Origin of the sequence: Streptomyces sp. NRRL B-24484 (assembly GCF_000717715.1) — a bacterium.
Lineage (GTDB): Bacteria > Actinomycetota > Actinomycetes > Streptomycetales > Streptomycetaceae > Kitasatospora.
Map to the genome: position 1 here is coordinate 180,263 of NZ_JOAI01000012.1, position 25,690 is coordinate 205,952.

The window sequence follows — 25,690 nt, forward strand, 5'->3', positions numbered from 1 at the left end:
GCCGCCCCGCGGGCCCGCCCCGGGATCGCGGCAGCTCCGCCGAACGGCCGTGCGCGGCAACGACAACGGTCACCAGTGCAGGCTTTGGATCTTCGTCGGTTCTGGGGTTCACTTCGGGTGCGGGCGGTGTCCGCCGCCCGCACGGGCAGCACGTGCACGAGAGGACTCCGATGGCCGGCGAGCACGACGACCACGACCGCGACGCGCACGGGCACGCCCACGGCGCCGACGGGCACGACGGGCACGGGCACGGCGGGAAGGGCCACGCGCACAGCCACGGGGTGTCCGCCGACGCCGACCGCCGCTGGCTGGTCTCCGCCCTGGTGCTGATCACCGTCTTCATGGCGGGCGAGGTCGTGGTCGGCCTGGCCGCCTCGTCGCTGGCGCTGATCTCCGACGCGGCGCACATGCTCACCGACGCGGCCTCGATCGCGCTCGCCCTGGTCGCCATGCGGCTGGCCGCCCGGCCGGCCCGCGGCGGCTACACCTACGGCCTGAAGCGGGCCGAGATCCTCTCCGCCCAGGCGAACGGCGTAACCCTGCTGGTGCTCTCCGCCTGGCTCGGCTACGAGGCGGTCACCCGGCTGATCGACCCGCCGGAGGTGCACGGCGCGCTGGTGCTGTACACGGCGCTGGTCGGGATCGTGGTCAACCTCGCGGCCACCTGGTGCATGTCCCGGGCCAACCGCAGCTCGCTCAACGTCGAGGGCGCCTTCCAGCACGTGCTCACCGACCTGTACGCGTTCATCGCGACGGCGATCGCCGGCCTGGTGGTGATGCTGACGGGGTTCGTCCGGGCGGACGCGATCGCCTCGCTGGTGGTGGTGGCGCTGATGCTGCGGGCCGGCACCGGGCTGGTCCGCGACTCGGCCCGGATCTTCCTGGAGGCGGCCCCGGCCGGCGTCGACCCGGACACCGTGGCGGACCGGCTGGTCGCGGTGCCGCTGGTCGAGGAGATCCACGACCTGCACATCTGGGAGATCACCTCCGGCGAGCCGGCGCTGTCCGCGCACATCCTGGTCGCCCCCGGCGGCGACTGCCACGCCGTCCGCCGCGAGCTGCAGCGCCGGGTCCGCGACGAGTACGGGATCGCCCACGCCACCCTTCAGGTCGACCACGTCGGCGAGGAGGGGCCGCAGGAGCTGCTGCAGATCGGCAGCACCACCGCGGCCGACGGCAGGGCCGCGGCCGGCGGCCAGGAACACTGCGCGGACGCGCACGGGCCCGTCCACCGCAGCGGTCCGCACCGGCACTGACGGGCCCCGGCCGTCGGACGGGTACGGCATGATGCGGAGGGTGACCGCACCGCGCCTGATGCTGCTCGACACGGCGAGCCTCTACTTCCGTGCCTACTTCGGTGTCCCCGAGTCCCTGAAGTCCCCGGCGGGCGAGCCGGTGAACGCCGTCCGCGGGCTGCTCGACTTCATCACCCGGCTCGTCCAGGACCACCGGCCGGACCAGCTGGTCGCCTGTATGGACGCCGACTGGCGCCCGCAGTGGCGGGTCGACCTCATCCCCACATACAAGACGCACCGGCTCGCCGCCGAACCCGCCGTCGAGGGCGAGGAGGAGGTCCCCGACACCCTGGCGCCGCAGGTGCCGGTGATCGAGCAGGTGCTGGACGCCCTCGGCATCGCCCGGGTCGGCGTCCCCGGCTACGAGGCGGACGACGTCATCGGCACCCTCGCCACCCGCGCCACCGGCCCGGTGGAGATCGTCACCGGCGACCGCGACCTCTTCCAGCTCGTCGACGACGCCCGCGGCGTGACGGTGCTGTACCCGGTGAAGGGCGTCGGCTCGGCCGAGCGCGTCGACAACGCCCACCTCCTGGAGAAGTACGGCGTCGGCGGCGCCTCCTACGCGGACATGGCCGCACTGCGCGGCGACGCCAGCGACGGCCTGCCCGGGGTCAGGGGGATCGGCGAGAAGACCGCCGCCCAGCTGATCCGGACCTACGGCGACCTGGCCGGCGTCCGGGCGGCCGCCGCCGACCCGGCGTCCCGGATCACCCCGGCCCGCCGGAAGAACCTGCTGGAGGGCGCGGCCTACCTCGACGTGGCGCCGACCGTCGTGCGGGTCGCCACCGACGTGCCGGTGCCCGCCTTCGACCCGGCCCTGCCCGCCGAACCGCTCGACCCGATGGCCCTGGAGGCCCTCGCCGAACGCTGGGGCCTCGGCGGCTCGCTCGAACGCGTCGTCGCGGTACTCGCGGACGCCGCGTCCTGATGCGGCTGCGGGGGCGGGTGTCGGTCCGGACCAGGGCCGCGCTCGGCGCCGCCTCGGCGGCGCTGCTGGCCTTCGGCGGCGCCACCGTCTGGGCCGGCCGGGCGGCCCACGACCAGTGGATGCCGAACGCCGAGGCGAAGGCGCTGCGCGAGGCCACCCTGCTGGACGAGGCGATCGCCCGCGGGGACCCGGGCACGGGCGCCGCGCGCGACCCGTGGCTCTGGCGCGTGATGGGCAGCGGCTACCAGCAGTCGGCGTACGTCCTGGTGCTGGCGGACGGCAGCTGGGCGCGGCACGACCGGATCTCCGGGTCGGCGACGCCCTTCCTGCCGCCCCTGCACAGCGGCGGCACCGTCGGCAAGGCCGAGACCGTCCGGATCCCGCTGCCGGACGGGGTGCACTACGACATCAGTACCCCGGTCGGCCCCAACCCGGACGACCGCACGCTCACCTTCCTGCGCCGCGCGGGGCAGTACCGGGACACCGCGGCACTCGCCGAACTGACCGGCCGGACGGGGCTCCCGCGGCAGCAGGTCACCACCTACGTGGTGGTCAACGAGATCGAGGCGAAGGCCGCCGCCGCCCGGATGACCCGGCTGCTCGGCTGGTACGCCGTGCCCGGCGGCACCCTCTTCGTCGCCCTGGTGGCCTGGGTGGTGACCGGCGCGGCGCTGCGGCCGGTGGAGGCGATCCGCCGGGAGATGGCCGTGATCGGCGCCGGCGCGCTGGACCGACGGGTGCCGGTGCCGCGGGCCGCGGACGAGATCGGCCGGCTCGCCGCCACCACCAACCGCACGCTGGACCGGCTGGAGACGGCCGTCGTCGAACAGCGCCGGCTGGTCGCGGACGCCTCGCACGAGTTGCGGACGCCGATCGCCGTCCTGCGCAGTTCGTTGGAGGTCGCCGCGGCCCACCCGGACTCCACGGACCACCGCACGGTGGTCGCCGAGGCGCTCGCCGGGACGGCGCGACTGCAGGCGCTCGCGGACGACCTGCTGCTGCTCTCCCGGACGGAGGCCGCGGTGGACCCGCAGGACGACCGCCGCACCGACTGGCACGACGTGGTCGGCGAACTGGTCGCGGAGCGGGCGTACGGCGACGGCCGGGTGCGGATCGCCGTCCTGGAGCCGGCCACCGTGACCGGCGGCGAGCTGCTGCTGGCGCGGCTGGTCCGCAACCTGCTGGACAACGCCTGCCGGCACGCCCGCTCCGAGGTGGTGGTCGCCCTCCGGCGCGAACGGGGCTCCGCGGTACTGACGGTCACCGACGACGGGCCGGGCATTCCGGCGGCCGACCGGGAGCGGGCCTTCGAGCGCTTCGTCCGGCTGGACACCGCCCGGGACCGCTCGGCCGGCGGGGCCGGTCTGGGTCTGGCGCTGGTGCGGGGCATCGCCCGGAGCCTCGGCGGCGACGCCGAGGCGGTCGCGCCGGCCTCGGGCCGGGGCGCGGAGCTGGTCGTCCGCCTGCCGCTGCAGGAGGGCTGACCCCGCCGGTGCCGGCTCCCGGCCGTGCCAGTGGTAGACCGTCACCCCGCCACCGGACGCCACGATCCGGTAGCCGGCCGCCGGCAGTCCGGCCACCGCGGCCAGCTGGGCCGCCTCCGGCTCCGGGAAGTCGCCGGGCCGGTCCGGCACGGCCACCCAGTCGGCGGTCGGCCGCCGGGGATCGGCCGGTGCGTCCGGCGGCGTGAGGTACGGGAAGAGCGAGACGGTGCACCGGGCGGTCAGCTGCGGGGCGAGCCGGTTGGCGGCGGCGACCGCGGCGCCGTCCGGGATCACGGCGAGCGTGCGGCGGGCCTCGGCCGTGCCCGGGTCCGCAGGGGTGAGCAGCGGACGGGGCATCAGCACGACGGCGAGGACGAGCATCGCGGGAACGGCCGCCGTGGACCACCGGCGCGTCCGGTCCGGACGTCCGAGCGCGTCGACGGCGGCCAGGAAGACCACCGGCATCAGCACCGCGCTGTAGTGGTGCCCGGTGTCCCAGTACGCCGGGTTGACGGACCAGAACCTGGCCGCCAGCAGGGGCAGTGCGACGAGCAGCAGCGGTGACCGCAGGGCCAGGAAGGCGGTGGGGGCGAGCAGCAGCACGGCCGTCCGGGCCTTGGTGCCCGGGAGCAGCAGCCGGACGAGGGGATTCCCGCCGTGCCAGGCCTCCGGGCCGGCGTAGGTGTAGACGCCGTCCGGGTTGGCGGCGGGGATCAGCCAGCAGACCGCGGCGACGGTGCCGAGGACGGCCGCGGCCGTCACCGCGGCACCGAGCCGGCGGCGGCCGCGGAGCACCAGCACGGCCCCGACGGCCGCCACGGTCAGGCCCTGGTCCTCCTTGACCAGCAGCAGCGGCAGCGCCCAGCCTGCGGCCGCCCGCCACCGTCCGTCGGCCAGCGCGGCCACGGCGCAGGCGGTGAGCGGCACCGCGAAGGCCACCTCGTGGACGTCGAAGAGCACGGCGGACCACAGCCCCCAGGACATCCCGTAGGCGGTGCCGATCAGCGCGCCGCGCACCTCGCCGAGCCGGCGGGCGGCCGCGGCCGTGACCGGCAGGACGGACAGGGCGAGCAGGCCCGCCTGCGCGACGAGCAGGGTGCCGGGCCCGGGGAAGAGCCGGTACACCGGGGCGAGCAGCGCCATGACCGGGCTGAAGTGGTCGCCGAGGAGGCTGACGCCGGTGCCCTTGAGCGTCGCGACGGGTGCGCCGCCCGTCGCGTAGCCGCGCACCCCCTGTTCGAAGATGCCCAGGTCGAAGCCGGAGGTCTGCATCCGGTGGTGGCGGACGAGCGAGACGGTCGTCCAGAGTGCGAACAGCACCGCGGCGGGGCCGGACCGGCGGAGCAGCCGGACGGCCGGACGGAGCGGCGGGCGGAGCGGCACACGGCCGGCGACGGGAACGGGTGCGGGGACGCGCGGGCGGCGAACCGGGGCGGTGGAGGCGGACACGGCGGCGACGCTAGGAAGACCGCGCTGAGCGGGGCCTGAAGGAAGCTGAAGATTCTTCAGACTCCGGCCGTGTGCGCACGGCGCGGCCTAGGCTGGGCCGATGCGTCTGTTGTTGGTCGAGGACGAGCCGCAGCTCGCCGCCTCCCTCGCCCGCGGCCTGCGGGCCGAGGGCTACGCCGTCGACGTGGTCGGCGACGGGCCGTCAGGGCTGGCCGAGGCGCAGGCCCTGCCCTACGCGGCGGTGGTGCTCGACCTGATGCTGCCGGGCATGAACGGCTTCCGGGTCTGCCGCGAGCTGCGCCGGGCCGGGTGCCCCGTCCCGGTGCTGGTGCTGACCGCGAAGAACGGCGAGTACGACGAGGCCGAGGCGCTGGACTGCGGTGCGGACGACTTCCTGGCGAAGCCGTTCTCGTACGTGGTGCTGACCGCGCGGCTGCGGGCGCTGATCCGGCGCGGCGGGGCGGGCCGACCGGCCCGGCTGGCGGTGGGCGACCTGACGGTGGACGCGGCGGCGCGCAGGTGCGCGGTGGGCGGGGCGGAGGTGCGGCTGACGGCGAAGGAGTTCGGCGTCCTGGAGTGCCTGGCCCTGCGGCCGGGCGAGGCGGTGCCGAAGACGGAGATCCTCGACGCGGTGTGGGACACCGCCTTCCGGGGCGACGTGAACATCGTGGAGGTGTACGTGGCGGCGCTGCGGCGCAAGCTGGCGGCGGCGTCGGCGCGGGCCGCGATCGAGACCGTCCGCGGCACGGGGTACCGGCTCTCGCCGGGGCGGCAGCCGCTGACGCGGTCCGGCTGAGGGACTCCGGCAGGGGGAACCGGGTGGCGCGAACCGGGCAGCAGGAATCGGGCCGGGCGCGGCCGTGGCCGGGCGGGCGGGGGTGTCCCGCACGCCCGGCCACGGAGGGCCGGGGCCTAGCCGACCGAGGAGTAGGCGATGATGCCGCGGCGGAGGGCGTCGACCGCCTTGCGGGCGGTGCTCCGCAGGTCGGTGTCCGAACCGGCGGCGTCCTGGATCTGGCCGAGCACGTCGATCAGCTGCTTCGTCCAGCGGACGAAGTCGCCGGCCGGCAGGTCGGCGTCACGGAGGACGGCGTCCAGGTTGTGGCCGAGGGCCCAGCGCCAGGCGACCCAGGCGAAGCCGAGGTCGGGTTCGCGCTGGCCCACGCCCTCGGCGGTGGAGATCCGGTGCTGCTCCTCCAGGGCGTCGAGGTGGCCCCAGATCCGGATCATCTTGCCGAGCGCGTCCTTGGCCGCACCCTCCGGGACGCGCGGGGCGGCGGCGTCGTCGGACTGCCGGGCCTCGTAGACCAGCGCCGAGGCGCAGGCGGCGAGCTCGGCGGCGGACAGGCCCTTCCAGACGCCCTCGCGGATGCACTCCGAGGCGAGCAGGTCGAGCTCGCCGTAGAGCCGGCCGAGCCGCTTGCCGTCGTCGGTGACGGTGTCGCCCTGCAGGTAGCCGAGGTCGGCGAGCAGGCCGCAGACTCGGTCGAAGGTGCGCGCGATGGTGTGGGTGCGCGAGCGCATCCGGCGTTCCAGCAGTTCGGTGTCGCGGTGCAGCCGGTGGTAGCGCTCGGCCCAGCGGGCGTGGTCCTCGCGCTCGTCGCAGCCGTGGCACGGGTGCCGGCGCAGGTCGGCGCGGAGCCGGGTGATCTCCGGGTCGTCCGCGGCCGCGGCGCGGCCGCGGCGGAACCGCTCGGGTTCGAGGTGGCCGGCCTTGGTGCGCAGGGCGGAGGCGAGGTCCCGGCGGGACTGCGGGCTGCGCGGGTTGAAGGACTTCGGGATCCGCAGCCGCTCGACGGCGGCCACCGGGTACGGGAAGTCGATCATCGCGAGCCGCTTGACCTGCCGCTCGGCGGTGAGCACCACCGGGCGGGGCCCGTCCTGGTAGTCGGGGTGCCGGGGGCCGCCGCGCCCGCCGCGGCCGGAGGGCGGCAGGCCGGGGTCGAGGACGAGGGCCAGACCGGCGAACTTGCCGGCGGGGACGTGGATGACGTCGCCCGGCTTGAGCTGCTCGAGGGCCTCGACGGCGGCGGCGCGGCGCTGGCTGGTGCCCTCGCGGGCCAGCTCGTTCTCACGGTCCTTCAGCTGTCGGCGCAGCGCCATGTACTCGTCGAAGTCGCCGAGGTGACAGGTCATCGACTCCCGGTACCCCTCCAGGCCCTCCTCGTTGCGCTGGACCTGGCGGGAGATGCCGACCACCGAGCGGTCCGCCTGGAACTGGGCGAAGGAGGTCTCCAGCAGCTCGCGGGAGCGGTGCCGGCCGAACTGCCCGACCAGGTTGACCGCCATGTTGTACGAGGGGCGGAAGGAGGACTTGAGCGGGTAGGTGCGGGTGCCGGCGAGGCCGGCCAGCGCCTCCGGGTCGAGGCCGCGCTGCCAGAGCACCACGGCGTGGCCCTCGACGTCGATGCCGCGGCGGCCGGCCCGGCCGGTGAGCTGGGTGTACTCGCCGGGGGTGATGTCGGCGTGGGTCTCGCCGTTCCACTTGACGAGCTTCTCCATGACCACCGAGCGGGCGGGCATGTTGATGCCGAGCGCGAGGGTCTCGGTCGCGAAGACGGCCTTGACCAGGCCCTTCACGAAGAGCTCCTCGACGACCTCCTTGAAGCGGGGCAGCATGCCGGCGTGGTGGGCGGCGATGCCGCGCTCCAGGCCGTCCAGCCACTCGAAGTAGCCGAGGACGTGCAGGTCCTCGTCGGGGATGTCCTGGCAGCGCTGCTCGACGATCTCGCGGACCTGGCGGCGCTCGGCGTCGCGGTTGAGTCTCAGGCCGGAGGCGAGGCACTGCTGGACGGCGGCCTCGCAGCCGGCCCGGCTGAAGATGAAGGTGATGGCGGGCAGCAGGCCCTCGGCGTCGAGGCGTTCGATGACGTCGATCCGGCCGGGCGTCCAGACCCGGCCGGGCCGCCCCGCGGGCATGGCGCGGCCGCGGCCCTTGGCGAACCGGTCCCGGCCGCCGCGGTCCATCTCGGAGCGGGCGAGCCGGACGAGTTCGGGGTTGACCGCCTTGGCCGGGTTGCGCGGGGCGTCCTTGGGGCGCCCGTCGCGGTCCGGGTTGGCGAACAGGTCGTACATCCGGTTGCCGGCCATGACGTGCTGCCAGAGCGGGACGGGGCGGTGCTCGGAGACGATCACCTTGGTGCCGCCGCGCACGGTGTCCAGCCAGTCGCCGAACTCCTCGGCGTTGGAGACGGTGGCGGAGAGCGAGGCCAGCACCACGGACTCGGGGAGGTGGATGATGACCTCCTCCCAGACGGCGCCGCGGAAGCGGTCGGCCAGGTAGTGCACCTCGTCCATGACCACGTAGCCGAGGCCGTTGAGGGAGCTGGAGCCCGCGTAGAGCATGTTGCGGAGCACCTCGGTGGTCATGACGACCACCGGCGCGTCCCCGTTGACGCTGTTGTCGCCGGTGAGCAGGCCGACCTTGTCGGCGCCGTAGCGCTTGACCAGGTCGCCGAACTTCTGGTTGGAGAGCGCCTTGATCGGCGTGGTGTAGAAGCACTTGCGGCCGCTCGCCAGGGCCAGGTGGACGGCGAACTCGCCGACGATGGTCTTGCCGGAGCCGGTCGGCGCGGCGACCAGGACGCCCTCGCCGTCCTCCAGGGCCCGGCAGGCCTCGATCTGGAACGGGTCGAGCGGGAAGTCGTACAGCTGCTGGAAGCCGTACAGCGCGGTCGCCTGTTCGGCGGCGCGGCGGCGGGAGGCCGCGTAGGCCTCGGCGGGACTGAGCTGCTCCTCGGGCAGGGGGGCGTTCATCGGCGTCACCTTCTCTTCCCGTGGGAGTGCTGCCCGTGCGGGCCGGACGGGTGCGCAGACGGCGACGCCTGCGGCTGCGGGGCCGTCCGGACTGTCCGTCCGGCCGGGGCGCAGCGGGTGCGGTGGGTGTGGTGATCGAGCATCTCGCCCAGAGGTTACCCGGCGTGGCCGACATCGATAGCACCCTTTTCCGGGTCCCGCGGCGGCGGCTGCGGCGGGCGGTCACCGGGTGCGGTCGGACCGCTGCGACGGGTCGCAGAGACGTTCGAGGACGGGCCCGGATCTGGCAGTTCAATCACATCCTTAGTTGCAAATGTCTTCAAGTCGTCGCCGAACTGACGCCGGATGACCGCCAATCACTCATCCGCGATCGATTCCGGTCATCCGGCGAAGATTTCCCGACCGTCTCCCTACAGTCGTTGCCGAACCCGCCCGAACGGTGCGGGAACCGCGACAGCAGGAGGAAGACGATGGCGAACCCGGAGACCGCGCTCAAGGAGGCCATGACGATCGAGGGCGCGATCGGCGTCGCCCTGGTCGACTACGGCAGCGGCATGGCCCTCGGGACGCTCGGCGACTCCGCCGAGCTCGACCTCAACGTGGCCGCCGCCGGCAACACCGACCTCGTCCGGGCCAAGATGCGGACGATGGAGATGCTCAACCTGCACGACAACGAGATCGAGGACATCCTGATCACCCTCAGCAGTCAGTACCACCTGATCAGGCCGCTCACCACATCCGGCGGCCGCGGCCTCTTCCTCTACCTGGCGCTCGCCCGCAGCCGCTCCAACCTCGCCATGGCGCGCCACCAGCTGCGGCGGATCGAGGCCGCACTTGAGGTCTGAGCCCATCCGCGGTCGCACTGACCCGGAGCCGGAGAGGGGGCCGCGTGCCCGTACCGCTGTACCAGGCCAAGGCGGAGTTCTTCCGGATGCTCGGCCATCCCGTCCGCATCCGGGTGCTGGAGCTGCTGCAGGCCGGGCCCACACCCGTCCGTGAACTGCTCGCGGACATCGAGATCGAGCCGTCCAGCCTCTCCCAACAGCTCGGCCAACTGCGCCGGGCCGGGCTGGTGACGGCGACCAGGGAGGGTTCCACCGTCGTCTACGCACTGGCCGGCGCCGATGTCGCCGACCTGCTCCGGGCGGCCCGGCGCATCCTGACGGAGCTCATCCAGGACCAGGGCGTGCTACTGGCGGAGCTCAGGGCCTCCGACTGACGGCCCGGCGGCCGCGCACCCTTCCTCCGGCCGCGTCTCCGCCCCTTCCGCGACGACGCTTCCGCACGACGATCCGTCCGCACGACGATCCTTCCGCACCACCACGACCACCGTCCGCCGGGCGGGGGCTCGGTGACGCACGTTCACACGTCTTCCATGTGACCGATGACATGTGAAATATTACCCGCGCTCATCCGACCACCCCCGCCCGGAAGGACCGGTCCCCGTTGAAGCGCTCACCCTCCACGGCCCTCGCGGCCGTGCTCGCCCTCGGCGTCCTCGTCGTCGGCATACCTGGCGCCGCGGCCGCGCCGTTACCCGCAGGTCCGCGGCTCGCCGTGGAACCCGCCCAGGGGAGCGAGGGCCCGCAGCCCGAGCCCGCACCCCAGGAGCGCAAGCGCCAGGCCCTGCGCAGCGAGGCGCTGGAACAGCTCAACCGCGGCGCCGTCGCCCGCACCGCCGACCACCGCGCACCCTCGAAGGTCCGGATCGGCGACGACTACGTCCAGCTCGGCCTGGAGCGCCGCGACAAGGTCTTCGTGATCCTCGCGCAGTTCGGCGACCAGGTGGACACCACCACCCAGTGGAACGGCCAGCCGCGTTACGGCGACACCCCCGGCCCGCGCCACAACGCCATCCCCCGGCCCGACGCGAGCGACACCCACACCTTCTGGAAGGCCGACTTCGACCGGGACTACTACCGCCGGATGTTCTTCGACGCGACGCCCGGCGCCAACTCGGTCCGCAACTACTACCGCACCCAGTCCTCCGGCCGGTACGACATCGACGGCACCGTCAGCGACTGGGTGACCGTCCCCTGGAACGAGGCCCGCTACGGCAGCAACAAGGGCCCGCAGGGCAGCGGCGCCTGGACGCAGACCCAGGAGTTCGTCCGGGACGCGGTGAAGGCCTGGTACGACGGCGAGATCGCCAAGGGCCGCACCGCGGCCGACGTGAAGGCCGAACTCGCCCAGTACGACGTCCACGACCGCTACGACCACGACAGGAACGGCGACTTCGACCAGCCGGACGGCTACCTCGACAACGTGATCGTGGTGCACGCCGGCGTCGACGAGACCTGGGGCGGCGGCGCGCAGGGCACCGACGCCCTGTGGGCGCACCGCAGTTGGGCCTTCCCCGACCCGACCGGCAGCACCGGCCCGGCCGGCGACCGGATCGGCGGCGTCCCGGTCGGCGACAGCGGCCTGTACGTCTACGACTACCTGCAGGCCGGCGAGAACAGCGGCGTGGGCCTCTTCTCCCACGAGTACGGCCACAACCTGGGCCTGCCCGACCTCTACCCGCTGACCGGCGGCGACAACTCCGTCAACTTCTGGTCGCTGATGTCCTCCGGCTCGTACCTCGGCACCGGCCGCAAGAACACCACCGGCGAGTACCCGGGCGACCTGGACGCCTGGAGCCGCCTCCAGCTCGGCTGGCTGAACTACGACGAGGCTCAGGCCGCCACCCGCTCCAGCCACGCCCTCGGGGTGAGCGGCTACAACACCGACCAGGCCCAGGCCGTCCTGGTGCACCTGCCGCCGGGCCGCACCACCACCGACCTCGCCGACCCGTACGAGGGCGGCGCCCAGTGGTGGAGCGACACCGGCGACAACCTCGACAGCAGCCTCACCCGCACCGTCGACCTCACCGGCCGGACGGGGCCCGCCGCCCTGGACGCCGCGGTCTGGTACGACCTGGAACAGGACTACGACTTCCTGACCGTCGAGGCCTCCACCGACGGCGGGAAGACCTGGCGGCCGCTGCCCGGCACCGCCGACGGCACGCCCGTCCCCGCCACCCCGGCCGGCACCCCCGGCCTGAGCGGCGCCTCCGGCGGCTGGAGGAAGCTGCACGTCCCGCTGGACGGCTTCGCCGGCGGCAGCGTGACGCTGCGCTTCCACACCACCTCGGACTCCAACACCCACGGCAAGGGATCGCTGGTCGACGCCGTCCGGATCACCGCGGACGGGACGGAGCTCCTCGCGGACGGCGCCGAGCACGGCGGCGACCCGGGCTGGACGGCCACCGGCTTCTCCGTCGTGCAGGGCCGCGCGGCCGTCCGCGAGCACCCGCGGGCCTACCTGGTCGAGAACCGGCGGTACGCGGGCTACGGCGCCTACCTGCGGACCGGCCCGTACAACTTCGGCTGGACCGGCGTCGCCGACAAGGCCGGGGTGATCGACACCTACCCGTACCAGGAGGGCGTGCTGGTCTGGCTCTGGGACACCGCCTACTCGGACAACAACACCAAGGACCACCCCGGCGCCGGGCTGATCCTGCCGGTGGACGCGCACCCCGGGGCGATCCGCTTCAAGGACGGCACCCTCGTCAACGGGCGCGCCCAGACCTACGACGCGGTCTTCTCGCTGAAGGCCACCACCGCCTTCACCCTGCACAAGGCGGGCGAGGCCGTGCGGATCGGCGCCCAGCCGGCCGTACCGGCCTTCGACGACCACCGCGGCGTCTACACCGACCCGGCGCTGCCCCAGCTCGCCGTCGCCGTCCCGGACACCAACACCCGGATCGAGGTCGTCCGGGAGAGCCAGGACGGGCGGATCACCACCGTCCGGGTCGGCCCGGCCTCCTGACCCCATTCCCGGAACACCGGTCGACGGCACGGCGGCAGGCATCACGGCGGCCCCACCCCGGACGCGCCACGGCTCGGCACGGCACGGCTGCAACGCGGCGCGGCCGCGGCGCGGCACGGACCGGCCCCGGGACGGCACCACTGCGCGATCGGCTCACCGGCCCCCGGCGGATCTCCGCCGGGGGCCGGTGGTCTTCCACCGCCCCGGACCGGTGGGCCGGCCGGAGGGACGGAGGGCCGACGGAGACCGGGCGGCTCGGGTCCGGCGCCGCCGGGTACCGGGGCCACTCGTGTCGGGGTCGGTCCCGGCTCAGTAGCCGAAGCCGGCCGCGCCGGTGCGCAGCAGGGCGAAGGCGGTGCCGGTGTCCTCGACGGCCCGCCGGTGGGCTTCCGCCTCCGGCACGCCCTCGGAGAGCCGCCGCCAGTTGGTGCGGGTGAGGTCCTGCCGGACCGAGACGAACTGGGCGGCCAGCAGCCGGGCGGTCAGCTCGCCCGGATCGCCCAGGGCCTCGGCGAGCAGCTCGGTGTCGCGGGCGATCCAGTCGAGCAGGTGGGAGGAGAGGCTGGGAGTCCCGTAGACCAGCCGGTGGAAGGCCAGCACCTCGGGCTCCGCGCACAGGCCGGTGACCGCGTCGCGGGCGGCGAGCTGCTCCAGCAGGTGGCGCTCCAGGGCGTCCAGCGGGGTCTCCTGCGGGCCGCGGGCGGCGACCACCCGGCCGGACTCGCCGAGGTGGTCGGCGATCCGGTGCAGGACGAGCTCCTCCTTGGTCGGGAAGTAGCGGAACAGGGTGGGCTTGGAGACCTCGGCGGCGGCGGCGATCTCGAGCACCGAGACCCCGTCGAAGCCGTGCGCGAGGAACAGGCCGATCGCCGTGTCGGCGATCGCCTGCCGGGTGCGCTCCTTCTTGAGGGTCCGCAGACCGGGCGGCTCGTTCATGGCGGCGATCCTACCCCGGGGACTGACTCGGACTCTTTTGTTACCGGGTTGCATTTCTGACCGGGTTGCTGTTCCATGAGTGGCGTCCGGGCCGCACCGAAGCCGAGCCCGGGCCCCAGGGGGAGGAGCTCCACCATGTCCGCAACCGTCCGCGAGACGACGTCCGTCCTGATCTCCGGCGCCGGGCCCACCGGCCTGACGCTCGCCTGCCTGCTGGCCCGCCAGGGCGTGGCCGTCCGGGTGGTCGAGCTGGCGCCCGAGCCGCACTCCGGCTCCCGCGGCAAGGCGCTCAACGCCCGCAGCCTGGAGGTGCTGGCCGACCTCGGCCTGGCCGACGCCCTGCTCGCCGCCGGCCGCACCGTCCTGCCGTTCCGTCGCTACTTCGAGGGCGCCTTCGCCGCCGAGTCCGACCCGTCGGCGGACACCCCGCCCACCCCGGCCGCCCCCTTCCCCGGCTCGCTCTTCCTGCCGCAGGACAGGACGGAGGCACTGCTGCGGGCCCGGTTCGCCGAGCTGGGCGGCTCGGTCGAGTTCGGCACCGAGCTCACCGGGTTCACCCAGGACGACGAGCGGGTGACGGCCCGTCTCGCCGACGGACGGGAGATCGAGGCCCGGTACCTGATCGGCTGCGACGGCGGGCGCAGCACCGTCCGCAAGCGGCTGGGCGTCCCCTTCACCGGCAACAGCGAGCCGGAGCCGGCCATGGTGGTGGGCGACCTGGAGATCAGCGGCCTGGAGCCCACCGTCTGGCACCAGTGGTTCGGCCCGCAGGGTGCGCTGCTGCTCTGCCCGTTCGGCGAGGAGGACGGCCGGTGGCAGGTGCAGGCCACCCCCGAGACCGGTCCGGACGGCACGGCGCTCGCCCCCTCGCTGGAGGGCTTCCGCCGGATCGTCGCCGACCACACCGGCCGCACGGACATCGAGGTGCACGGGGCCGGCTGGCTCTCCAGCTGGCGGGTCAACGTGCGGGTGGCGGAGCAGTACCGGGTCGGCCGGGTGCTGCTGGCCGGCGACGCCGCACACGTCCACCCGACGGCGGGCGGGCTGGGCATGAACACCGGCATCCAGGACGCGTGGAACCTCGGCTGGAAGCTGGGCCACGTCCTGACCGGCCCCGCGGGGCCGGACCTGCTCGACAGCTACCAGGAGGAGCGGCAGCCGATCGCCGCCTGGACCTTGCAGACGTCCACCGCGGGGATGGCCGCGGTGGCGGAGGGTGCCCGCACACCGGGCGTCGGGCTGGAGGCCGTCCGGGTCGACGACATCACCGGCCTCTCGCTCGGCTACCGCTGGAGCCGGCTCGCCGGGGGCGGTCCGGCCGGCGCCCTGCAGGCCGGCGACCGCGCACCGGACGCCCCCTGCACCGACGCCGAGGGACGGCCGATACGGCTCCTGGAGACGTTCGTGGGCGACCGGTTCACCCTGCTCGCCTTCGGCCACCGCCCCTCCGCCGACCTGCCCGGGCACGTCCGGACGGTGACGGTCGACGCGGACGACCCGGCGGGGCTGCGGGACACCGGCGGGCACGCCCGGCGGGCCTACGGCATCGAGGGCGCGGCGCTGGTGCTGGTCCGGCCGGACAACCACGTGGCACTCGTCGCCCGGCAGGGCGAGGAGAAGGCCGCCCTCGACTACCTGGGCCGCCTGTGACGCGCCGCCCGACCGAGCCGGGCTCCACTTGTAAAGAGTTCTTTCTAAAGATAGCTTTAGAAGCGTGAACGAGGAGCACCCGGCACCGGAGGTGCCGCCCACCGTGCAGCTCAGCGACCCGCGGGCGCTGAAGGCGTACGCCCACCCCACCCGGATGGCACTGGTCGGACTGCTCCGCCGCGAGGGCCCGCTCACCGCCACCCGCGCCGCCGAGCTGGTCGGCGAATCGGTCGCCAGCTGCTCCTTCCACCTCCGCCAGCTCGCCAAGTACGGGCTGGTGGAGGAGGCCGGCGGCGGCCGCGGGCGGGAGAAGCCGTGGCGGGCCACCGCCCTGTTCACCAGCTGGGACACCGCCGCGGCGGACCCGGCCACCGCCGAGGCGGCCGGTGCCCTCCAGCGGACGGTGGTCGAGCGGTACGCGGCGCTCGCCGTCCGCTGGCTGGAGGTCCAGCCGGACGAGTCGCCCGCCTGGCGCAGCGCCGCCGGCATAAGCGACACCCTGCTCCACCTCACCGCCGAGGAGCTCACCGAACTCGGCGCCCGGATGGACGAGCTGACCCGGCCGTACCTCGACCGGCTCGGCGCCGGGGCCGAACGGCCGGCCGGCAGCCGCCCGGTCCTGGTCGTCCGGATGGCACTCCCGACCGACCTGCCGCCGACGACGGGTCAGCCGTCCACCGGCGGCCGCCCCTCCCCCGGCGGCCACCCGCACGACGCCGCACACACGCACCGCACCGACAGCCCGCAGGGCCCCACCGAGGAGGAGGCACGGTGACCGCCGCGACCGAGCCCACCGGCACGCACCCCTCGACGCCGGCCGCCTCCCCCGCATCCGACCCCACGGACAACGCCGAACGCCCCGGCACCCCCGGCGGCTCCGACCGGTCCGGCCGCACCGGTCGTCTCGGCCGTCGGCTGATACCCCCGCTGCTCCGGGTCACCGAGTTCCGCCGCTACTGGACGGGCCAGACCATCTCCGCGGTCGGCGACCAGATCACCACCATCGTGCTGCCGCTGGTCGCCGTCAGCACGCTGCACGCCGACGCCGGCCGGATGGGCCTGCTCACCGCCGCGGGCTGGCTGCCCAGCCTGCTGTTCGCGCTGCACGCGGGCACCTGGGCGGACGGCCGCTCCGACCGCCGCCGGGTGATGATCGTCGCCGACATCGCCCGCGCGGTGCTGCTGCTCACCGTGCCCCTGGCCTTCGTGCTGGGCGTCCTGACGCTCACCCAGCTGTTCGTGGTGGCCTTCGCGATGGGCACCTTCGCGGTGCTGTTCGACGTCTGCAACGCACCGCTGTTCGTCGCGGTCGTCCCGAACGAGCGCTACGTGGAGGGCAACTCGCTGGTCAACGGCAGCCGGGCGATGTCCTCGGCGGCCGGGCCCGGACTCGGCGGCGCCCTGGTCCAACTGCTCGCCGCGCCGCTGGCGCTGGTCGCCGACGCGCTCTCCTTCCTCGCCTCCGCCTTCGCCCTCGGCAGCATCCGGCCCACCGAGCCGCCCGCCGAACCGAAGACCCGCGGCCGCATCTCGGCCGGGCTGCGGTTCATCGCCGACACTCCGATCATGCGGGCGGCCCTGCTCGGCACGGCGACGGTGAACCTCTTCACCTTCATGATCGCCGCACTGTTCGTGCTGTACGCCACGACCGAGCTCGGCCTGTCGGCGGGTCTGCTCGGCGCCGTGCTCAGCGCGGGCGCCCTCGGCGGGCTGATCGGTGCCACGGTGACCGCCAGGATCAGTCGCCGGATCGGCATCGGCCGGGCCGTGGTGCTCGGGATGATCGCCTACCCGGCTCCGCTGCTGCTCGTCCCCGCGGCGCGCGGCGGCACCCTGGCGGTGGTCGCACTGCTGCTGGCCGCGGTCTTCGGCTCGGGCATCGGCGTGATGCTCCTCGATATCACAGTCGGCTCGCTCTTCGCGGCAGTAATCCCGGATCGGCTCCGATCCCGGGTCTCCGGCGCCTATCAGGCGGTCAACTACGGCATCCGTCCGCTAGGTTCGATTCTGGGAGGGCTGCTCGGCAGCACGCTCGGCCTTCGGCCGGCGCTCTGGGTGGCCGCCATCGGTGCGCTCACCTCGTTCCTCTGGCTACTGCCGTCGCCGATCCCCGGCCTCCGCAACCTGCCCGATGCGCAGGAGGAGAAGGGACTCTGACCCCTCGTCAGGGAAAACCCCGGGAGTCGGGCATATGCCCGAGGAAAGTGCCGGAACCCTCCCCCGCGTCGCCCACGGCGCGGTAGCGTTACGCCCCGTTGGGGCTACAGCCAGTAAGGGCGTGGCCACGGATGCGTCACGGGGGCGCTGAGGAGGGGTGCACACCATTGCCGGGGATCGACGACTGCCTGATCGAGGCGATGACCATCACCGGAGCTCTCGGTGCCAGCCTGGTCGACTGGACCAGCGGTCTCGCCCTCGGCGCCGCCGGCGCCGGACCCGGCGGTGACCACGACGCCGGGGCGGCCGACGCCACGGAGGTGGCACGGGCCATCACCCAGACCTCGTCCTTCGCCGACCCCGCCGCGAGAACCGCTCCGGCCGAGGACGTCATCGTCACCTCGGCCGGCACGTACCACCTGATCCGCTTCGTGGAGACGGCGTTCGACAGCAGCGTCTTCCTCTATCTGCGGCTCGACCGGGCCACCGCCAACCTCGCCATGGCCCGGTTGCGCCTCGCCACCATCGCCGACGGACTGGTGCTCGCCTGATGCAGCCGACCCTGCAGCCGATGCTGCCACCGACCCCCGAGCCGGTCGTCCACCGCCCCCTCACCAGGCTGCCCCGCAGGCACCGGTCGGGCTTCGCCCCGGCCACCGTCTTCGAGGCCGCCCTGACCGACCTCGCCGCCGACCTGGCCACCGGTGCCCTGCACGGCTCCGCCGGCACCGTCCACCTGGTCGACGGCGAGGTGGTGCACGCCGAGAGCCCGGCCACCCCGGACGTCGGCACCCTGCTCACCTCGGCCGGCCGGCTCTCCGCCCGCACCTGGGCGGACGCGATGGCGGCGGCCCGCGGCAGCGGCAGCGCCGCCGAGCACCTGGTCGCCGCCGGCGCGATCGGCCTGGGCGAACTGGAGCTCTGCCACCTGACGGCCGTGCTGGACGCGGCGTTCTTCGCGCTGCCGCAGAACGACGGCCCGATCGGCTTCCTGCCCGGGGTGCGGCCCGGGCTGACGCTGGCCCGGCCGCTGGAGGCCGGGGCCCTGCGCCTCGCGGTCGGCAAGCGCAGGGCGCTGCTGGACCGGACCCACCCGGCCGCGGGCCTGGACGTCTCCCCCGTCCGCGCCCGCACCGAACCGGCCGTGCCCGAACGCCGGCCCACCGCCTGCAGCGGCCGCCGCAGGGCGGTGCTCGCGGCGGCCGACGGGTACCGCACGCCCGCCCAGATCGCCCGGCTGCTCGGCCGGTCCGCCTACACCACGCTGCTCGACATCCGGCACCTGGCGGCCGCCGGGCTCATCGAGACCCCGGCGCCGTGGAACGGGCCCGCCCCGGTCGCCGCAGTCCGCGAGGCCGCCGGCCCGGTGGCCGCACCCGAACCGTCGTCCGCACCGGTGCGGCCGGGCGGAGTACCCCAGCAGGCCGGGCCGCCCCCGGCCCACCCGGAGGTACTGCTGCCGTCGCCGGCGCTGCACGACTTCCCGCCAGATCCGGAGATCGCCCTGCTGCTCCGGATCCGAGCCGCCCTGGAGGCCCGACTGTGAGCGTCCCACCCGCCCGTACGCCGTTCCGGGCCGCGTCATGAAGCGCGCCCTGCGCCAGTTCACGGCGAAGCGGACACCCGCCCTGCCAGAACCGGAGGTGCTGAGCGAACTGCGCGGGCTGCGCGCCACCGTGCCGCACCTCACCGGCGGGCTGGTCGCCACCACCGACGGGCTGGTGGTCGCGCACGACACCAACGGCCTGGAACCGGAGGGCCTGGCGGCACTGACCGCGGCCGCCCTCGGCGTCGGTTCCCGGCTGATCGAGGCCAGCGGCCAGGGCGGTTTCCGCGAACTGCTCACCCGGGGCGAGCACGGCTACACGGCCACGTACGCGGCCGGCGGCTACGTCGTGCTGACGCTGTTCGCCGGGCCGGACGCCAACGTCGGCCGGCTGCACTTCGAGGCCCGCCGGGCCGGCGGCCGGATCGCCGCGATCGCCGACGCGGCCCTGGAGCGCCAGGACCGCCCCTGACCACGTTTCACCGAGCACCACCGACACACCGTCGATCCACCTTCTGGAAGGAACCACCATGGCCAGCACGGAGCACGCACTCAAGGACGCGATGAGCTCGATCGAGGGCGCCATCGGCGTTGCCCTCGTCGACTACAACAGCGGTATGGCCCTCGGCACCATCGGCGGCGGCCCGGAGCTCGACCTGAACGTCGCCGCGGCCGGCAACACCGACGTGGTACGGGCCAAGGTCCGGGCGATCGAGATGCTGAACCTCAAGGAGGCGATCGAGGACATCCTGATCACCCTGTCGTCGCAGTACCACCTGATCCGGCCGCTCACCAGCCGCTCGGGCAAGGGCCTGTTCCTCTACCTCGCCATCGACAAGCAGCGCTCGAACCTGGCGATGGCCCGCCACCAGCTCAAGCGCATCGAGGCCGAGCTGGAGGTCTGACAGCAGCACAACGGGCAGCGGGCCGGGGGCGATCCCCCGGCCCGCCGGTGCGTCCGGGCCCGGGACGGACGGGGGCTGGACGGACGGGGGCTGGACGGACGGGGGCTGGACGGACGGGGGCTGGACGGACGGGGGCTGGACGGACAGCCCCCATGGCCTCCCGGAGACGGGAGGCAGAGAGGGAGAAGAGGCGGCGGCAGATCCCTGGGCGGTATTGAGGTGTCACACATAACATGGCAATGTGAAATTGCACTTGCCCTGAGGTCGCCCCACCCCCGAAGGAGAGCCAGCCCGCCGTGACCACCGACGCCGCGAGCACGCCCGCCGTCCCCGCCCCGCCGAACACCGGCAGCCACGACCTTCCGGTCTCCCCCGCCCTCGACGCCTTCATGGGCACCGCCTGGGCCCCGACCCCGCTGCCCGTCTCCGACCGGGTCGCCGCGCACGGGGTGACGCCGGCCCGCCGGGCCGCCCTGGCCGCGGCCTTCCCCGGCGAGCGCCTGGTCGTGCCCGCCGGACAGCTCAAGGTCCGCAGCAACGACTGCGACTTCCGCTTCCGCCCGCACAGCGCGTACGCCTGGCTCACCGGGCTGACCGGGGAGGAGCAGGTCGGGCACGTGCTGGTGATCGAGCCCGACGGCGAGGCGGTGCTGCACGTCCGCCCGCGCTCGCCGCGCGGCGGGAGCTCCGAGTTCTACCGGGACCGCCGCTACGGCGAGTTCTGGGTCGGGCGGCGGCCGGACCTCGCGGAGGCCGAGCAGCTGACCGGCATCCGCACCGTCCACCTGGACGCGCTCGGGAAGTCCGTCGGCCCGGACGCGCGGGTGCTGGCCGGCGTGGACCCCGCGGTGGACGCACTGACCGGCCGCCCGGCCGCGGCCCGCACCGCCGGGGACGACCGGCTCGCCGCCGTGCTGTCCGAGCTGCGCCTGGTGAAGGACGCCTGGGAGGTCGGCCAGCTCCAGCTGGCGGTGGACCACACCACGGCCGGGTTCGAGGACGTCGTCCGCGCACTGCCCGAGGCCCTGCGGCACCGCCGCGGCGAGCGCTGGCTGGAGGGCACCTTCGAGCGGCGCGCCCGCCTGGAGGGCAACGGCACCGGCTACGAGACGATCGTCGCCTCGGGTGCGCACGCCTGCGTGCTGCACTGGATCCGCAACGACGGGCCGCTCGACCCGTCCCGACTACTGCTGCTCGACGCCGGCGTGGAGACCGACACCCTCTACACGGCGGACATCACCCGCACCCTGCCGCTGAGCGGCACGTTCACCAGCGCCCAGCGGGACGTCTACGAGCTGGTGCTGGCCGCGCAGGACGCCGGCATCGCGGCCGTCCGGCCGGGCGCGAGCTTCCGCGACTTCCACCGGGCGGCGATGACGGTGATCGCCGAGGGGCTCGCCGAGTGGGGCGTGCTGAAGGTGTCCGCCGAGGAGTCCCTCCGGGCGGACAGCGGGCTGCACCGCCGGTACACGCTCTGCAGCAGCGGCCACATGCTCGGCCTCGACGTCCACGACTGCGGCAGGGCGCGCGCCGAGACCTACCTGGACGGCCGGCTGGAGGAGGGGCACGTGCTCACCGTCGAGCCGGGCCTCTACCTGCAGCCGGACGACGAGACGCTGCCGCCGGAACTGCGCGGCATCGGCATCCGGATCGAGGACGACCTGGTGGTCACCGCGGACGGCGCCCGACTGATGTCGGCCGCACTCCCGCGCACGGTCACGGGCATCGAGGAGTGGATGGGCGGCCTGCTGGGCTGACGGACGGACACCTCCACCCCGGGCGGGGCGCCGGTCCTCGGCGCCCCGCCCGCCGCACGTCCACCTCCGCCGCCCTCGCCCGCCCCGCGCGCCCCGCCTGCATCCCCGGCCCTCCCCCATCGCCCTCGCCCCCCACTGAAATAGTAGCCATGTACTTAATAGCCATGTACTGTATTTGCCATGAGCAAGGAACCCCACGGCCCGACGCCCGGCTTCCTGGTCTGGCGGCTGGCCATGAAGTGGCGGGTCGCCGTCGACCGGGCGCTCGCCCCCCTCGGCCTCACCCACGCCCAGTACGCACTGCTGTCCTCGCTGTACGGCGTCCAGCGCACCGGGGCGCAGCCCACCCAACGCGAACTCGCCGACCACACCGGGCTGGAGGCGCTCTACGTCTCCAAGCTGGCCCGCGCCCTGGAGGCCGACGGCCTGCTGGAGCGCGCCAAGGACCCGGCGGACAGCCGCGCCGTCCGCCTGTCGCTCACCGCGGGCGGCCGGGAGACCACGCGCCGAGCGATCGCCGTCGTCCAGCAGCTCCTGGATCAGCTGACCGCACCGCTCGGCGGCCTGACGGCCGACCGCACCGAGGCGCTCGTCCGCGACCTGACCGCCCTGCTCGACGCACCGCTCGGCACACCCGGCGGCGCAGCGCTCCACACAGCACTGGACGCAGCACTCGAAACGTCCGTCGGCACCCCGGTCGACGCCCCGCCCGAACCACCGGAGGAGTAGCCATGCCCGAGATCGCCGTCCTGGACTCGACCGTGCACTACGAGGAGGCGGGCAGCGGCACGCCGCTCGTCCTGCTGCACGGCAACCCCACCTCGTCCCATCTGTGGCGCAACGTCATCCCCCGCATCGGCGGCGGGTTCCGGGTGCTCGCGCCGGACCTGATCGGCATGGGCCGCTCCGGCAAGCCCGATGTCGCATACCGCTTCGACGACCACGCCCGGTACCTGGACGCCTGGTTCGACGCGCTCGGGCTGGAGGCGGCCGTGCTGGTCGGCACCGACTGGGGCGGGGCGCTCGCCTTCGACCGGGCGGCCCGGCTGCCGGAGCGGACGCGCGGGGTGGCGTTCATGGAGACGATCGTGCGGCCGATGACCTGGTCGGAGTACCCGGCGGCGGCGCGCGCCCGGTTCGAGGCCTTCCGCACGCCCGGGGTGGGCGAGGAACTGGTGCTGGACCGGAACGTGTTCATCGAGGGCTCGTTCGGCCAGACCGTGCTGACCGGGCTCGCCGAGGCGGACCTCGACGTCTACCGCAGCCCCTACCCGACCCGGGAGAGCCGGCGTCCGCTGCTGGAGTGGCCGCGGGCGATGCCGCTGGACGACGACCCGGCCGACGTGGTCGCCCGGGTGAAGGCGTACGGCGACTGGCTGGGCGGCACGCCCGAGGTGCCCAAGCTGCTGCTGACCTTCGACTCCTCGCCGACGCTGATGATCGATCCGGCCATGGCGGCCTGGTGCGCGGCGAACGTCGCCGGCCTGGAGACGGTGCACTGCGGTCCGGCGGGCCACCAGGCCCCGGAGGACCGGCCGGAGGAGATCGCGGCCGCCGTCACGGCCTGGGCGGGCCGGCACTTCGGCTGATCCCGCCCGCGCCGGCGGGGCCGACCGACCCCCGGGTCGGACCCGACGGGGTCACAGCCGCGGCCCCGATCCAGGTGAGCACACGGCAACCTCGCGGCAACAGGCGGGCAACGCACGGGAATCCGACCGGCCCTAATTTCTGTCAACCGACAGAAAACGCCTGCGGAAAGCCGGTGCCCCATGACCACCAGCACGTCGCTCGCTCCCGCCGGGACCTCCGGTCCGCCGTCCGCCGGAGCGCTCCCCTACCCGCAGCAACTCCACCGCACGATCGGCCGGTTCGGCTCCTTCGCGGCCGGCTTCTCGTTCATCTCGGTGCTGACCACGGTCTTCCAGCTGTTCGCCTTCGGCTACGGCGCGGCCGGCCCGGCCTTCGTCTGGACCTGGCCGGCGGTGCTCGCGGGACAGCTGCTGGTGGCCGCCTGCTTCGCCGAACTCGCCGCCCGCTACCCGATCTCCGGGGCGATCTACCAGTGGGCGACCCGGCTGGCGAACCCGCTCTACGGCTGGTTCACCGGCTGGCTGATGGTGCTCGGCCAGGTGGTCGTGGTCGCCGCGGCGGCCCTCGCGCTGCAGGTGGTGCTGCCGGCGCTGTGGCCGGGCTTCCAGCTGGTCGGCGGCGACCCGTCCCCGACCACGGCGAGCGGCGCGGCCAACGCGGTACTGCTGGGCACCGCGCTGATCGCGCTGACCACCCTGGTCAACGCCGTCGACAACCGGGTGCTGTCGCTGGTCAACGGCGTCGGGGTGACGGCCGAACTCGTCGGCATCGTGCTGATCCTGGTGCTGCTGTTCACCCACACCGAGCAGCCGGTGGGCTCGGTGCTGCACACCGCCCCCACCGGCGGCGGCTCCTGGACGCTGCTGGTCGGGGCGTTCACCGCGGCGTACGTCATGATCGGTTTCGACAGTGCGGGCGAGCTCTCCGAGGAGACGGTCGCCCCGCGCCGCACCGCGCCGCGGACGATCCTCACCGCACTCGCCGCGGCCGGGGTCGGCGGCGGTCTGCTGCTGCTCGGCGGTGTGCTGGCCGCCCCCAGCCTGACCGACGGCAGGCTCGCCTCCGAGGGCCTCTCGTACGTGCTGACCAGCAGTCTCGGCGAGGGGCTCGGCCGGGTGCTGCTGGCCGACGTGGCGGTCGCGGTCTGCGTCGGCACCCTGGCGATGCAGACCGCGGGCACCCGGATGGTGTTCTCGATGGCCCGGGACGGGGCGCTGCCCGGTGCCCGGCGGCTGGCCTCGGTGGCGCCGGTGAGCGGCGTGCCGCGCTGGGCGGCGGTGGCCGTGGGCGTGCCGGCGGCGGCCTTCCTGCTGCTCAACCTGGCCTCGCCGGCGGCCTTCCTGGCGCTCTCGGCGACCTGCATCGTGCTGGTCTACGCCGCGTACGCGCTGGTGGTGGGCGCGATGCTGGTCCGCCGGGTGCGCGGGCTGCCGCTCGGCGATGGCGGCCCGGACGTGGACGAGACCGGCCGGCCGCTGTTCACCCTCGGCCGCTGGGGGCTGCCGGTGAACGTGCTCGCCCTGCTCTACGGGGTGGCGATGACGGTCGACCTGGCCTGGCCGCGCGCCTCGGTGTACGACCCGGACGGCGGCCACTGGTACCTGCGGTGGTTCGCGGTGCTGGTGCTCGCCGGCGCGGTCGCCGCAGGTGCCGCCTACCGGCTGCGCCGCCGCTGACGGCGACCGTCCGGACCCGCGCTCACAGGAGCCGCTCGCCCTCCCGGCGGGCGGCTTCGGCGCGCTCCGGGCCGCAGCCGGCGAAGCGCAGCACGGCGTCCGCGACGGCCCGGGCCACCGGCTCCGCGGCACGGCCGCCGCGCTCCCGGGCGACCGCGACCCCGCCCTCGACCAGGCCGAACAGCAGGTCGGTGCGCAGGGCCGCGTCCGCGCCGGGGTCGAGCAGCGCGAGCAGTCGCCCGTACGCCGCCTTCAGTGCCTCGCGGGCGCCCCGGAAGCCGGCGAACCGCTCGCCGCGGACCTCGGGCAGCTGGTAGAGCGCGCCGAGGTTGTACAGGCCGCCGAAGAGCAGTCCGGAGTCCCGGGCGGCCAGGGCCCACAGTCGGGGTGCGGGGTCGGCGTCCGGGTCGGCGAGCAGCGCGGTGGCGAAGGCCAGCGAGGGCTCGACGGTGCTCTCCAGCAGGGTGGCGAGGATGTCCTCCTTGCCCGCGAAGTAGTGGTACATCGAGGCCTGTCGCATCCCGGCGCGCTCGGCGACGGCGCGGGTGGTGGTGGCGGCGTAGCCGTTGCGGGTGAAGAGTTCGGCGGCCGCGGCGAGGACCTGCTCGCGCGGGGCGAGGCCGCTCGCCGAGGGCCCCTGGGCGCGCGGCCGGCCGACCCGTCCGGTGCCGGTGCCGGTGGCAGTGCCGGTGCCGGCCGCGGTGGCGGCGCCGGTGGCGGCGGGGCGGGCGGGCCGGCGGCTGGCGGG

At 74.5% G+C, this 25,690-nt stretch carries 21 protein-coding genes and 1 pseudogene; 18 read left to right on the top strand and 4 right to left on the bottom strand.

Translation table 11 applies throughout. The annotated features are described in order from the left end of the window. Positions 1-170 precede the first annotated feature (170 nt). The 3 genes from IE98_RS0113785 to IE98_RS0113795 are packed head-to-tail and all read left to right on the top strand — an operon-like array spanning position 171 to position 3,710. The gene (locus tag IE98_RS0113785) at positions 171-1,256 is read left to right on the top strand and encodes a cation diffusion facilitator family transporter (protein ID WP_030268665.1); all 1,086 of its coding nucleotides are present in this window, start codon (positions 171-173) and stop codon (positions 1,254-1,256) included. A gap of 58 nt (positions 1,257-1,314) precedes the next feature. After that, on the top strand, positions 1,315-2,226 hold the full coding sequence (locus IE98_RS0113790) for a 5'-3' exonuclease (RefSeq protein WP_030268667.1): 912 nt from the start codon (positions 1,315-1,317) through the stop codon (positions 2,224-2,226). Continuing rightward, positions 2,226-3,710, top strand: coding sequence for a sensor histidine kinase (locus IE98_RS0113795; protein WP_030268669.1), 1,485 nt, complete (start codon positions 2,226-2,228; stop codon positions 3,708-3,710). The genes IE98_RS0113790 and IE98_RS0113795 overlap by 1 nt, the downstream gene beginning before the upstream one ends. 162 nt (positions 3,711-3,872) lie before the next feature. Here IE98_RS0113795 and IE98_RS46270 read toward each other — a convergent pair. Continuing rightward, a pseudogene (locus IE98_RS46270) lies at positions 3,873-4,982 on the bottom strand (DUF2079 domain-containing protein); the annotation flags it as partial. 277 nt (positions 4,983-5,259) lie between these two features. Between IE98_RS46270 and IE98_RS0113820 the strand changes: the two are divergent. Then, the gene (locus IE98_RS0113820; protein WP_030268678.1) at positions 5,260-5,955 is read left to right on the top strand and encodes a response regulator transcription factor; all 696 of its coding nucleotides are present in this window, start codon (positions 5,260-5,262) and stop codon (positions 5,953-5,955) included. A gap of 116 nt (positions 5,956-6,071) precedes the next feature. On the opposite strand, the gene IE98_RS0113825 is transcribed toward IE98_RS0113820, so the two are convergent. After that, on the bottom strand, positions 6,072-8,915 hold the full coding sequence (locus IE98_RS0113825; protein WP_030268679.1) for a DEAD/DEAH box helicase: 2,844 nt from the start codon (positions 8,913-8,915) through the stop codon (positions 6,072-6,074). A gap of 470 nt (positions 8,916-9,385) precedes the next feature. Here IE98_RS0113825 and IE98_RS0113830 point away from each other — a divergent pair, with 470 nt between their 5' ends. The 3 genes from IE98_RS0113830 to IE98_RS0113840 all read left to right on the top strand — a co-directional run bounded on the left by IE98_RS0113830 (position 9,386) and on the right by IE98_RS0113840 (position 12,725). Beyond that, the gene (locus IE98_RS0113830; protein ID WP_030268681.1) at positions 9,386-9,760 is read left to right on the top strand and encodes a hypothetical protein; all 375 of its coding nucleotides are present in this window, start codon (positions 9,386-9,388) and stop codon (positions 9,758-9,760) included. Positions 9,761-9,804: 44 nt separating this feature from the next. Beyond that, a complete protein-coding gene (locus IE98_RS0113835) occupies positions 9,805-10,134 on the top strand; it encodes an ArsR/SmtB family transcription factor (protein WP_030268683.1) in 330 nt (109 codons plus the stop codon). A gap of 227 nt (positions 10,135-10,361) precedes the next feature. Next, a complete protein-coding gene (locus IE98_RS0113840) occupies positions 10,362-12,725 on the top strand; it encodes an immune inhibitor A domain-containing protein (RefSeq protein ID WP_030268685.1) in 2,364 nt (787 codons plus the stop codon). Between the two features lie 309 nt (positions 12,726-13,034). Here the strand turns inward: IE98_RS0113840 and IE98_RS0113845 are convergent, their stop codons facing one another. Continuing rightward, the gene (locus tag IE98_RS0113845) at positions 13,035-13,661 is read right to left on the bottom strand and encodes a TetR/AcrR family transcriptional regulator (protein WP_030268686.1); all 627 of its coding nucleotides are present in this window, start codon (positions 13,659-13,661) and stop codon (positions 13,035-13,037) included. A 135-nt stretch (positions 13,662-13,796) separates the two neighbouring features. Here IE98_RS0113845 and IE98_RS0113850 point away from each other — a divergent pair, with 135 nt between their 5' ends. From IE98_RS0113850 to IE98_RS0113900, 11 genes are all read left to right on the top strand, one after another. Further along, positions 13,797-15,311, top strand: a complete 1,515-nt coding sequence (locus tag IE98_RS0113850) for an FAD-dependent monooxygenase (protein WP_030268689.1) — start codon at positions 13,797-13,799, stop codon at positions 15,309-15,311. Between the two features lie 64 nt (positions 15,312-15,375). Continuing rightward, positions 15,376-16,086 carry a winged helix-turn-helix domain-containing protein gene (locus IE98_RS0113855; RefSeq protein ID WP_063748918.1) on the top strand — a complete coding sequence of 237 codons (711 nt, stop codon included), beginning with the start codon at positions 15,376-15,378 and terminating at the stop codon, positions 16,084-16,086. Further along, positions 16,083-17,468 (top strand): MFS transporter, encoded by a 1,386-nt coding sequence (locus IE98_RS0113860; protein ID WP_234443532.1) that lies wholly within the window; start codon positions 16,083-16,085, stop codon positions 17,466-17,468. Before IE98_RS0113855 ends, IE98_RS0113860 begins: the two co-directional genes overlap by 4 nt. Before the next feature lie 167 nt (positions 17,469-17,635). Next, positions 17,636-18,019, top strand: coding sequence for a hypothetical protein (locus IE98_RS0113865; RefSeq protein WP_030268693.1), 384 nt, complete (start codon positions 17,636-17,638; stop codon positions 18,017-18,019). After that, positions 18,019-19,014 carry a hypothetical protein gene (locus tag IE98_RS0113870; protein WP_052390486.1) on the top strand — a complete coding sequence of 332 codons (996 nt, stop codon included), beginning with the start codon at positions 18,019-18,021 and terminating at the stop codon, positions 19,012-19,014. Before IE98_RS0113865 ends, IE98_RS0113870 begins: the two co-directional genes overlap by 1 nt. A gap of 37 nt (positions 19,015-19,051) precedes the next feature. Further along, a complete protein-coding gene (locus tag IE98_RS0113875; RefSeq protein ID WP_030268695.1) occupies positions 19,052-19,486 on the top strand; it encodes a roadblock/LC7 domain-containing protein in 435 nt (144 codons plus the stop codon). A gap of 58 nt (positions 19,487-19,544) precedes the next feature. After that, positions 19,545-19,919, top strand: coding sequence for a hypothetical protein (locus tag IE98_RS0113880; RefSeq protein WP_030268696.1), 375 nt, complete (start codon positions 19,545-19,547; stop codon positions 19,917-19,919). Between the two features lie 389 nt (positions 19,920-20,308). Beyond that, positions 20,309-21,676: an aminopeptidase P family protein gene (locus IE98_RS0113885; protein WP_078661000.1), complete on the top strand. Its 1,368-nt coding sequence runs from the start codon at positions 20,309-20,311 to the stop codon at positions 21,674-21,676. A gap of 180 nt (positions 21,677-21,856) precedes the next feature. After that, a complete protein-coding gene (locus tag IE98_RS0113890) occupies positions 21,857-22,405 on the top strand; it encodes a MarR family winged helix-turn-helix transcriptional regulator (protein ID WP_052390487.1) in 549 nt (182 codons plus the stop codon). Positions 22,406-22,407: 2 nt separating this feature from the next. Further along, on the top strand, positions 22,408-23,265 hold the full coding sequence (locus tag IE98_RS0113895) for a haloalkane dehalogenase (protein ID WP_030268699.1): 858 nt from the start codon (positions 22,408-22,410) through the stop codon (positions 23,263-23,265). Positions 23,266-23,445: 180 nt separating this feature from the next. Then, complete coding sequence (locus IE98_RS0113900) at positions 23,446-24,942, top strand: amino acid permease (RefSeq protein ID WP_030268700.1); 1,497 nt, start codon at positions 23,446-23,448, stop codon at positions 24,940-24,942. Positions 24,943-24,964: 22 nt separating this feature from the next. On the opposite strand, the gene IE98_RS0113905 is transcribed toward IE98_RS0113900, so the two are convergent. After that, a partial coding sequence (locus tag IE98_RS0113905; protein ID WP_078661001.1) for a TetR/AcrR family transcriptional regulator occupies positions 24,965-25,690 on the bottom strand: 726 nt, incomplete at its 5' end.